The 11,393-nt window shown below is 59.3% G+C and carries 10 protein-coding genes and 1 riboswitch; of the genes, 9 read left to right on the forward strand and 1 reads right to left on the reverse strand.

The features are described from left to right. Positions 1-50: 50 nt before the first annotated feature. Positions 51-1,853, reverse strand: a complete 1,803-nt coding sequence (gene thiC, locus HED64_RS16700; RefSeq protein WP_168153116.1) for a phosphomethylpyrimidine synthase ThiC — start codon at positions 1,851-1,853, stop codon at positions 51-53. Beyond that, a riboswitch (TPP riboswitch) is annotated at positions 1,848-1,955 on the reverse strand. Its footprint overlaps the gene before it by 6 nt. A gap of 371 nt (positions 1,956-2,326) precedes the next feature. Between thiC and rplS the strand changes: the two genes are divergently transcribed. From rplS to HED64_RS16745, 9 genes are all read left to right on the forward strand, one after another. Then, complete coding sequence (gene rplS / locus HED64_RS16705; RefSeq protein WP_132357891.1) at positions 2,327-2,686, forward strand: 50S ribosomal protein L19; 360 nt, start codon at positions 2,327-2,329, stop codon at positions 2,684-2,686. A gap of 55 nt (positions 2,687-2,741) precedes the next feature. Next, positions 2,742-3,431 carry a signal peptidase I gene (gene lepB / locus HED64_RS16710; protein WP_168153117.1) on the forward strand — a complete coding sequence of 230 codons (690 nt, stop codon included), beginning with the start codon at positions 2,742-2,744 and terminating at the stop codon, positions 3,429-3,431. 601 nt (positions 3,432-4,032) lie between these two features. Beyond that, complete coding sequence (locus HED64_RS16715; RefSeq protein ID WP_168153118.1) at positions 4,033-7,074, forward strand: Ig-like domain-containing protein; 3,042 nt, start codon at positions 4,033-4,035, stop codon at positions 7,072-7,074. Between the two features lie 163 nt (positions 7,075-7,237). Then, positions 7,238-7,777 (forward strand): hypothetical protein, encoded by a 540-nt coding sequence (locus HED64_RS16720; protein WP_168153119.1) that lies wholly within the window; start codon positions 7,238-7,240, stop codon positions 7,775-7,777. 192 nt (positions 7,778-7,969) lie between these two features. Further along, complete coding sequence (lepB, locus tag HED64_RS16725) at positions 7,970-8,683, forward strand: signal peptidase I (RefSeq protein WP_168153120.1); 714 nt, start codon at positions 7,970-7,972, stop codon at positions 8,681-8,683. Between the two features lie 8 nt (positions 8,684-8,691). After that, complete coding sequence (locus HED64_RS16730; RefSeq protein ID WP_342590757.1) at positions 8,692-9,384, forward strand: ribonuclease HII; 693 nt, start codon at positions 8,692-8,694, stop codon at positions 9,382-9,384. A gap of 26 nt (positions 9,385-9,410) precedes the next feature. Then, positions 9,411-9,737, forward strand: a complete 327-nt coding sequence (locus HED64_RS16735) for a DUF2469 domain-containing protein (RefSeq protein WP_168153122.1) — start codon at positions 9,411-9,413, stop codon at positions 9,735-9,737. A gap of 214 nt (positions 9,738-9,951) precedes the next feature. After that, positions 9,952-10,272, forward strand: a complete 321-nt coding sequence (locus tag HED64_RS16740; protein WP_132357879.1) for a DUF2469 domain-containing protein — start codon at positions 9,952-9,954, stop codon at positions 10,270-10,272. 110 nt (positions 10,273-10,382) lie between these two features. Further along, entirely contained in the window at positions 10,383-11,360 is a 978-nt protein-coding gene (locus HED64_RS16745) for a hypothetical protein (protein WP_168153123.1), read from the forward strand. The last annotated feature ends 33 nt before the right edge of the window (positions 11,361-11,393 follow it).

Consider the following 11,393-nt stretch of genomic DNA (forward strand, 5'->3'; position numbering starts at 1 on the left):
TGCCACGAAAGTGGGAACCGGGAGCCTTCTCTCATTTCTAGGCCTTGGCGTTAAGCTCGGGCCGGAACCTCGAGCTCGGGCAGATAAACCTTGCCGCCGGACGCCAGGAACTCCTGACTCTTTTCACGCATCCCACCGACCATCTCGGCGATGGCCGCCTGCGAGTCGGCAGATCCATATTCGTCCCGGATGTCCTGGCTGATGCGCATGGAACAGAACTTCGGTCCACACATGGAGCAGAAGTGTGCGGTCTTGGCGGGCTCAGCCGGCAGTGTCTCATCGTGGAAGGACTCGGCCGTCACCGGATCCAAGGAGAGGGCAAACTGGTCGCGCCAACGGAATTCGAATCTAGCCTTGGACAGCGCGTCATCTCGCTCGGAGGCTCCCGGGTGGCCCTTGGCCAAATCCGCGGCATGGGCAGCGATCTTGTAGGTGATCACCCCGGTCTTCACATCGTCCTTATTCGGCAAACCCAGGTGTTCCTTGGGGGTCACGTAGCAGAGCATCGCCGTGCCATAGCGAGCGATTTCGGTGGCACCGATGGCGCTGGTGATGTGGTCGTAACCCGGGGCAATGTCGGTGACCAACGGGCCAAGGGTGTAGAACGGTGCACCTTTGCACAACTCCTGCTGGCGTTCAACGTTCTCGCGCACCAGGTGGAAGGGGATGTGCCCGGGTCCCTCGACCATGACCTGGACGTCGTAATCCCAGGCTCTGGCCGTTAGCTCCGCGAGGGTGTCCAGCTCGGCGAACTGTGCCGCGTCGTTGGCATCGGCAATCGAGCCCGGGCGCAGTCCGTCGCCCAGCGAAAACGCCACGTCGTACTGCGCGAAGATCTCGCACAGCTCGTCGAAGTGCGTGTACAGGAAGTTCTCCTGGTGGTGGGCTAGGCACCAGCCGGCCATAATGGCCCCACCGCGCGAGACGATGCCCGTCACCCGGTTGGCAGAGAGCGGCACGTAGCGCAATAACACCCCGGCGTGGATCGTCATGTAGTCAACACCCTGCTCACACTGTTCGATCACCGTGTCGCGGAAGATCTCCCAGGTCAGGTCGTTGGCCTCACCATTAACTTTTTCCAGCGCCTGATAGATCGGCACGGTGCCGATGGGGACTGGGGAATTGCGGATCAACCATTCACGGGTGGTGTGGATGTCATCGCCGGTAGATAAATCCATCACGGTATCGGCTCCCCATTGGGTGGCCCACTGCATCTTGTCCACCTCCTCGGCGATGGAGCTGGTGACGGCCGAGTTGCCGATGTTCGCATTGATCTTCACCAGGAAGGCCTTGCCGATGATCATCGGTTCGGACTCTGGGTGGTTGATGTTCACCGGGATGATGGCCCTGCCCGCCGCTACCTCACTGCGCACCAATTCCACGTCGCAGTTCTCGCGTACCGCGACAAAGCGCATCTCCGGAGTAATGACGCCGGCTCGGGCATAGTGCATCTGGGTCACACGCTGCCCAGCAAGGGCGCGGCGGGGGACCGGACGGCTTCCCTTCCATTCGGCAGAAGCCTTTCCGCGGCGCAGTGCCGACTTCCCATCATCGAGCAGGTTCCTTTCACGTCCGGCATAGTTCGCGGTGTCGGCACGCTCCTCGATCCACGCGCTGCGGAATGCGGGCAGACCTACCACCGGGTCACTGCCCGGCCCGGCGGTGCGATAGACCTGCAGGGGGGCGTTTTGTTTTCCACCGGGGGAGGGCTCGAGGGCGATTTGTGTGACAGGGACCCGGATCCCCGAATCGGAATCCTCCACATAGGCCAGCGAATGGGACTTCAGGGATTGGGTCTCGGCTGGCTCTGCAGCGTTTTGGACAGGGTTGTGCTCTGAAATGGTGTTGCTCAAGGAGTACTCACTTCCTTCGCCGGCATGACCCGGACAGGTTCAACGGTCTCTTGCTGCGTCAGCTTGATCTCAGCCCTTGCGAGGGCCCCCGTGTGGTCAAAACGAAACTATCACAGCTTTGCTGCGCACACCGCTTATGACATTGGGCACCACAAATCCACCCGGAATGAGCCCGAAGAGGTAATTTGCCGCCGGGATGGGGCTATTGGCAGCATCCCGCAAGCCCGTCGACCCACAGAACGTGGCGATGAGCCGTAGTCTGTGGCAAAATAGATTCTTGGGTCTACTGGGTTCTGCTCCTGCCGCAGGGGGAACGAACCAACAGCCGGGCCTACTGCCGATCCGCAAACGGATCGCGGTACCAAGCTCCGGACCGCCACATCTTTCCCTCGATGGCCTTGTGCCTCGTGAGGAACATCAACGGTCCGTTTCTAAGGTAGGTGACCTGCGGCGTCTATCTAGGAGATGCATTCATGCATATTCTCGACTCTGTCGATGCAGCCTCGCTGCGCAACGATATCCCCGACTTCCGCGCCGGTGACACCGTCAAGGTTTTCGTAAACATCATTGAAGGCAAGAACTCCCGTGTCCAGGTCTTCCAGGGCTTCGTCCTTGGTCGCCAGGGTGACGGCGTTCGCGAAACCTTCACGGTTCGCAAGGTCTCCTTCGGCGTCGGCGTGGAGCGTACCTTCCCGGTACACACCCCGGTTCTCGAAAAGATCGAACTGGTAACCCGCGGCGACGTTCGCCGCGCGAAGCTGTTCTACATGCGCGATCGCCACGGCAAGGCCGCGAAGATCCGCGAAAAGCGCGACTTCCGCGCCGCCAAGTAGCAAGAAAAACGAGAACCCTCCTCGAAAACCTTCGGGTAAAAGGGGAGGATCCATCGTGGATCAACCTACTGAATCGGATAGTTTTTCCGCTTCGACAAAGCGCCGGTCCCGTTCTCGGGTCTGGCGCTTTGTCGTTGGTGCGCTCGTGGCCGCTGCGGTCATCACTCTTGTTGTTCGCGCCACCGTCGTGGACTTCTTCTACATCGGTTCAACGTCGATGGAATCGACGCTCAACCCGGGCGACGGACTGTTGGTGGACCGACTTGCCTACAAGGACGCCGAGATCCAGCGCGGCGACGTTGTGGTCTTCGACGGTCGGGGCTCCTTCCTTCCGTATCAACGACCCAACGCCATAGATTCCTTCGCCAGATCTCTGCGTTTGTCGGGGAATGACTCCATTTATGTCAAGCGCATAATCGGAGTCGGCGGGGACACCATCAACTGCTGTGGCTCGGATGGTCGTCTCAGCGTTAACGGATTCCCGGTTGATGAGCCCTATGTGTTTACCGGCGATAATCCCAGCGACATGAACTTCACCGTTCACGTGCCGCAGGGGCGTCTGTGGGTCATGGGCGACCATCGGTCGGTATCCGAAGACTCCCGTTCACTGCTCGGAGCCCCGGGTGGTGGAATGATCGATGTTGATCGAGTCCTTGGCCGGGTCACCGAGGTGATTTGGCCCAGGAATAGCAACCGAACACTTGAGCCAGCCAGCGATCTGGCTGAAGTCCCAAGTTTGAAATAATGAGGTGGTCCGCCAATCGGCGGACCACCTTTTTTCATTTATGGGGTCGATGCTGAAAAATGCCGAGGCGAGAGCCTCTGCGGGGCAAAGAACGTAATCATCACGTTCAAGAGACGCTTTATCAACTGGGGGACGCGTCGATTAGTTTCGCTTAATGGTGGATTAAATTTTCGGGACGTCCACTTCAAGTCTTCCGACTTCCGACCGCTGAGAATTGGACGTCGAAACGTGTTGATGTTCCGGCGCCTGTGACGCACCGTTGAACCCTCACGTTTCACACCAACCTGCATGAAACCTGTAAATTACGGAATAATTCGGCATGGAGACGTGAAAATTTCCGCCCGGGCGTGTCGATAAATGTGACCACGACCTCTTTCCCATTTAGCCCCGGAATGGCGCGGAATTTCGATTGATAGTTGATACGTCAAATACTCCATCTGGTGGATTTTAGGCACCCCGGATGTTTGTGTCTGGATATATAAACAGGTTAGTGTTTCGTTTCGGTAACACTCATTGCTCGCGGTGTGCCCAACTGATGTCTCAGAGACATTTTTGGCGCACACACCTGCGAGGTTCCACACCTTGAATTGGGAGACCCTATATGCACGATTCATCACGTGCGCTCTTGAAGCGGGGCAGTATCGCTGCCGCAACCGCACTAGTGATTGGCAGCAGCTTCATGGCCGCCCCGGCTATCGCTACCGCGACTGCCACCCCAGAACCGACGTCCAGCGAATCTGCCGCCGTGCCGAGCCCGGAGTCTTCGACCGCTCCGGATGTAGCGACGCTTCCTGAAGGACTTGAAGAAGCTGTTGAGCGCGATCTTGGCATCAGCATCGAAGAGTTCTACGAAAATGGTGAGCTCAATGAGGTTGTTGAGACACTGTCTAAGGAATTGAAGCAGGCCAAGCTGGTAGCCGACTTTGCGATTGCCGATAAAAAGATCAACGTCACCGTTGCTGCATCGTCACTAAAAGCCGTCACCGAGAAGCTTGACGAGCTGACTAAGGACACGGGCGTCGAAGTCGACATCGTTGCCGAGGAAGAAGCCGAGACGAAGGTCGATACCTCTTCGGCCCCAGTTGCGGATGCAAGCGGGGAAGCTAAAGCATCCATCGCGCCGGAAGCTACGGCTCCCAGTACTGCGGAAGCCAAAGCATCCAGCACTCCCAAGTCCAAAGACCTGAAGGTTGCCGAAAGCCCGAAGATCAAGGCCGAGGTTGCTCCGGAAGTTCAGGCCAAGGCGAACCCGAAAAACGTTGACGCCCTCTTAGACGCCTACGTTGCGGCAGTTGAGCCAGAAGCTGTTTCGCAGCTGCAGGCCATCATGAAGAGCTCGGACGGCACCTTCGTCATCCGCACCGGTGGCGTAGCTGAGACCGAAAAGAAGAAGACTTCGGATAGCCCGAAGGCCTCGTCCCTGCGTTTCAGCGACAAGCTGACGGCCGAAGAGTTCGCAGAGCAATACACCAAGGTCACCGTCGAGGTAGCCGACGGACCGGCAAAAACTGCTGCGTCCACCGATGTACTCGGCGGCATGGGCTACGGTGCTCCAAATGCCAACGGTTACAGCGTTTGTTCCATTGGTTTCACCGGCTATAACGGCGGCGGCGACGAAGCAGCCATTTCGGCAGGTCACTGTGAGCACGACGGCGACATCACCGATGTGCAGATCCTTGAGCACAGTGCCCCCAATGAATTCTCCGGACCGGGTGCGGCTCTTGGAACCTTTGGGTTCTCCCAATTTGGCGGACCTAACAACAGCTCGGTCACCGGTCTTGATGATGCACAGAGCGTAGATGACCTTGGCAACGTCGGTACCGATATCTCGGTCATCGACCAGATCAATCCGGCTCTGACCCTGAAGGCCTTGGTTTCCGACTGGACGACGGCGGATGTTCGTGACCACGGCACCAAGGTCACCGGCGTTGCTGCGGCAGTCGCAGGTACCGATATCTGCAAGTCGGGTCGAACCACCGGCTGGACCTGCGGAACCGTTGACGAAGTCGGCATCTTCCTGGTTGGTGGCTACAACGGTGCTGACGATGCCCGCGGCGTACGCGGCTTCGGCATGCCAAACGTCGACTACGCCAAGGCCAACGAGGGTGACTCGGGCGGATCGGTGATTTCCGGCGGTACCGCTGTCGGCGTCACCAGCGCCATTGCACCCGCCGAAGGCGGACGTGCATACTTCACCGACATCGTTGATGCTCTGGACCACACCGATAACTACTCCATCGCGATGTTCCTGAACGCGCCGGTTGTCAAGGCACCCGCTCAGGGATCTGATGTTGCCGCCGGTTCAACCATCACCGGCACCGTTGCCGGAGCCCCCACGGGCTCCACCGTCAAGGTCATGTCCGGCGGCAAAGCAGTCGCGACCGCTAAGGTCGCCTCCGGAGCGTTCAGCTTCAAGGTACCGGCGAACTACGGCAAGTTCGACTTCACCCTGCAGACCATCAAGGGCTTCAATGAGTCGGAGATCACCGCAGGGTCGGTCAACGTAGTTATCGGCGCACCGGTCATCAGCACCCCGAAGAACGCCGCAACGCTTAACACCCCGGTTTCGACCGTTTCGGGTACCGGCGTTGTCGGAGCAACGGTTACTCTCGCTGGCGATGCCACGGGAACCGCCGTTGTGGATGCCGACGGAAAGTGGAGCATCAAGCTTCCCACCGCGCTGTCCTATGGCGAGCACACGATCTCGGCTACGCAGGCAAAGGGCGGCGAAACCTCTAAGGCAGCGACCAGTTCCTTCACTGTCCAGCTGGTTTCACCGGCCATCACCGCTCCGGCCGATGGCAAGACCTACACCTCCGCCCGGTCGCAGATCTCGGGCACCGGCGTTGCCGGTGCCACGGTGAAGCTGACCGGCTCGGTCACGCAGGACGTTGTTGTTGCAGCTGACGGAACGTGGACGATCAAGCTCACCGAAATCCTTGGCTACGGTTCGCACAGCATCACCGCCGTGCAGACCTCGGGGGAGAATACCTCCGCATCGGTCAAGAGCGACTTCAAGGTTGTTCCTGCTGCCCCGTCGATTGATTCCCCGGCCGATGGCCAGGATTTCGCCTTCGACAAGGCCCCGACCTCGATTAGCGGTTTCGGTATCAACGGTGCCACCGTCAAGGTGACCATTGGTGATGTTGAATTGACCGCTGAGGTTGCCAACGGCGCCTGGACCGTGATGGTTCCGTCCGATCTTGGCGAGGGTGACCACAAGGTCACTGCCGTCCAGGTGATCGACGAGGCTACCTCGGCCGCTGTGAGCATTACGTTCAACGTTGCCGCAGAGCCTAAGCCTGAGCCGACTGAGGAGCCGACTACCTCGCCTGAGCCGACTGAGGAGCCGACTACCTCGCCTGAGCCGTCTGAGGAGCCGACCACGTCGCCTGAGCCGTCTGAGCAGCCGACTACCTCGCCTGAGCCGTCTGAGCAGCCGACTACCTCGCCTGAGCCGACTCAAGAGCCGACCAAGGCACCAGTGGAACCCCAGGGCAACACCAACAACAATGGTGACAAAGATCCTCTGGCCAACACCGGTCCGAACGTCGCTTTGCCGTTCATCGCTACCGGTGGTGCCCTGTTGGTTGCAGCGGGTGCATTCCTGCTCTTCCGCCGCAAGGGCAGCCACGGAGCATAACCATCTGGCGCAAAGCTAGTCGCGCCCGATAACCGAGGGGGGTCTTGTACGAAATCCACAAGGGATTTACGTACAAGACCCCCCTTTCTTAATTCCCCGGCGATTATCAGCCAATGCCCGGGTTCGGCCCATAGAATCGGTCCAAATCAAAGGTGGTTTAGCCATGCAGAAATCTCAAGCCCGCACCATGCTGGGGGCAGCAGCTTTGATAGGAGCCTTCGCGCTCACGTCCTGCGGCAGTGAGGTAGGCACGCAGCCAACCCCCACCGCCAGCACTAGCCAGAATGAGACCCAGGATCCAAAATTGCTTGAACTTAATACAAACCTGAAAGATTCGCTCGGCGAGAAATACGCGGAGGGGTGGATCGCGGAAAACAAACTCCATGTCGCCGTCACTGACCAGAAATCCGCGGACGAAGTGACTGCGGCCGGAGCCGTCGCTCATCTCGCCAGGCACTCGGCCGCCGAACTCGACGCCACGATTTCCAAGATCATGGCCTGGCAGAAGGCACAAGGTGGATCGGTTGCTACAGCCATCCACAAATACGTACCCTCTGGACGCCACGGGACCATCACGTTGGCAGTGGACCCAGCTCAGCTGGAAACTATCAAGACCGGTCTGTCTGCAGCTGATGTCACCGGCGATATTGCCCTCAAGTTCATCGAATCCTCCGGCATCGCCAGCCCCGCAGCCTCTAGCTAACCGGGCGTCGGAAGCCTCATGACGTGCCTCGGGATACCCGCAGGCGCGCCATGAGGCACCGGTAGGCGCCGCGCGACGTAGGGTTATAGCTGAAGGAGCACGATCAGGCTCTGCGTTGACCGATGGCCGGCAGATACGACCATGTGCCACCTCGGCAACGAATCAGAATTAATGGAAAGGGCCTGCACACACGTGAGCCATGCCAGCGACCCCGCAGCAACACCCGACCGACCGCGCAAGCACCGCAACCCCGTGTGGGCTTCCATTCGGGAGATCCTCATCATTGTCATCGCCGCGCTGGTGATCTCGCTTGTTGTTAAGACCTTCTTCTTCCGGGCGTTTTACATTCCCTCCGGCTCCATGGAGCAAACCCTTCAGGTTGACGACAGAATCTTCGCGAACCTCATGGCACCGGGGCTTTTTGATCTGGAACGTGGCGATGTGGTGGTCTTCCGGGATGAGCTGGGGTGGCTGCCACCGGTGGCAGCGGCTCCCTCCAACCCCGTTCGGGACTTCTTTACTTTTGTTGGGCTTTCCCCCGATCCGTCCAACCAACACCTGATCAAGCGCGTCATCGGCATGCCCGGTGACACCGTGGAATGCTGCTCGGCCAATGGCAAGCTCACGGTGAACGGCGTAGAGATCACCGAGTCCTACATTTACCCCGGGGATAATCCCTCGGACATCAAATTCAGCAAGCTTGTTCCCGAAGGCAAGGTCTGGGTCATGGGCGATCACCGCGGAGCCTCCGCAGACTCCCGCTACCACGAGGATATTCAGGACGGCTTTGTCGACATCTCCTCCATTGAGGGTCGCGCCGCAGTAATCTCTTGGCCGCTGAACCGCATCGGCGGGATTTCCGGACACGACGAGGTCTTCGCCAACGTTCCGGCCGCGGTCAAATAGTGGCGTCGGTGGCGCCGACCCTCATCCATGAACGTGCACTGGCCTCGGAGCGTGGTCACCGCTACATTGGTGCGGCCGATGAGGTGGGGCGCGGCTCACTAGCGGGTCCGGTGTCCGTCGGCTACGTGGTCATTGACCCGGCCGACGTCCCGTTGCTGCCCGGGGTCAGGGACTCCAAATTACTCTCAGATTCGGTGCGCCATGAGCTGGTTCCGGCGATCAAATCCTGGGTAGCTGCCTGGGGAGTCGGGCACGCCAGTGCCGCGGAAATTGATGCCTTGGGCCTCGTCGCAGCACTGCGGCTGGCGGGACTGCGAGCGGTGAATTTCGCGCACGAGCAACAAGCGGCGGACGCCGTGTTGCTCGACGGAAACCTCGACTGGCTTTCGGCCACCATCCAACCCACCCTGTTGGATTCCCTGCTTCCGGGATTCGGTGACCCCGAAGATGTTGACGGCCTGCAGATACCGGTCCGAACCCTGATCAAGGGCGATCTGCTGGCACTGTCCATCGCTGCCGCATCCATCCTCGCTAAAGTTGAGCGCGACGACCTCATGGATAGTTATGATCGGGCCTACCCAGCGTACGGTTGGATCCAAAACAAGGGCTATGGGACAGAATCTCACCGGCAGGCAATTCTTGAACATGGGGCCACCGATTACCACCGCCGCAGCTGGCAATTAACACCCAAGGGCCAATAACTCTCCTAGGAAGGTGAAGGAAAAGAATGAGTGCCGAAGACCTTGAGAACTACGAGGCCGACCTTGAGCTCCAGCTCTACCGCGAATACAAGGATGTGGCCGGGCTTTTTGGCTACGTGGTGGAGACCGAACGCCGCTTTTATCTCGCCAACGGCGTCGATCTTCAGACCCGCTCGGCCGATGGGGAGGTCTTCTTCGACCTCACGCTGACCGATGCCTGGGTCTGGGACGTCTATCGCACCGGCCGCTTCGTGAAATCGGTACGCATCGTCACGTTTAAAGACGTGAACATCGAGGAACTGAACCGAACCGAAGAGCTCACGATTCCCAAGAGCGGGCTCGAACTGAAATAACCCAGGTCGGCAAGGTGCCAGTGAGCGCCTTGCCGACCTTTTGATCGTTCGTGGATCAGAAGGCAAATAAGACTCGGCTCAATGTCCGCGCTGAGCGGTCCGGCGGCGTACCGTAGGGGGAACAGGCCAGACGGTCCGTTGGCATTCCCGGCGCGAACCACCCCCTATGGCCGGGGCGCAACCATCGATTCATAGGGTGAGGGCGGAGTGCATCATGAGTGCCGAGGATCTGGAGAATTACGAGGCCGAACTCGAGCTGCAGCTCTACCGTGAATATAAAGACGTTGCAAACCTTTTCAACTTTGTTGTTGAAACCGAGCGCCGCTTTTACTTGGCCAATCATGTTGACCTCAAGACCCGCTCGTCCGACGGCGAGGTCTTCTTCGATCTGACGCTCACCGACGCGTGGGTGTGGGATGTTTATCGCACGGGCCGCTTTGTCCAGTCGGTGCGGATCGTAACGTTTAAGGACGTCAACATCGAGGAACTGAACCGCGTCGAGGACCTTTCGATCCCCAAGGACGGTTTGAACTAGGTCCAGCGAGGTCCTTCTTGTGTCAGCGATGCCTCACGACCGCGCGAAATTCCCCTGCTGTTAGGCTCGGTCAAAAGATGTGGGCCGTCATGAGGGGAGGCATCGTGCAAATGAGCGAGCAACCAGAGCAGCAGAATCCAGCAGACCACGAGGGTTCGGCCGCGAACGCAGAAGACTTCGGCACAGTTTCCTTTGGCCGGGTCTCGGGCGGCACTCTGAACGGGCTGCCTTACCTCAGCACGCTCGACTACCACTTTGATGACGGGGTACCGGACCAGCAGGCGGGGGGTCGCGCCTTTGCCTCGGCCATCACCGCCTTGCACGGTGCTCTAGCCAGCTACCGGAGCGTGGTTGCTGCCCTCGGCATCGACGCCGGGCGGTCTTTTATCGCCGGGAACGAAGATTCGGGGCTTTTCGCCGCCTCCGATCACGTTCAGGAGGCCTTCGAGCGTCTGGGACTGTCACATCGGGCGTGGACCGGGCATAGCTTCCTACCGGGTCCGCTGTATCGCGACGTACCCGAGATCCTTGACGATCCTGTGGCCATGGCCCAGCTGCTGGAAGCCGACGAGCAAAGAGCAGATGACCAAGCGTCCTGTGAACCTCGACTTGATGAACTGCCCGTGATCGTCATTGTGGATGAGGTACTGCACCAAAGCCAGCAGGGGATTCTGCGCCTGGACACGGTTCGGGTACACAGCAACGGGGTGCTGCTTGAGTTTAACTACGTCAATCTGCGTGGGGCTCATGAAGACGCCGTAGCTTGGTACCGCCGAAGCAATGAACTGCTCAGCGGCGCTGAACTTGATGTCGAGTTGCGTGACCCCAGTGCAGAGAATATTTACCCCGGAGAGATCAACGGTGGCGACGCGGGGAGTGATCGTGCGTGTTACCGGCTGAACCATAGAATCGGGATTCACCGCGCGCTGGAAGCCCGGGAGCTGACCGGAAGCGTCACGGTGAACAATCTCCCCGACGCCGACGGAAACAACAAACCCCTGCGCGTGGATTTTACGCTCGATATTTCATCACTGAAGGACGCGGTGCCGCGGGTACGCAGACTCGGAAACCACGAACACCCGGCATAAGTCACCAGTCCTTGGGTGACCGGTTATCGATGG

The organism is Paeniglutamicibacter terrestris (genome assembly GCF_012271785.1).
Lineage (GTDB): Bacteria > Actinomycetota > Actinomycetes > Actinomycetales > Micrococcaceae > Paeniglutamicibacter > Paeniglutamicibacter terrestris.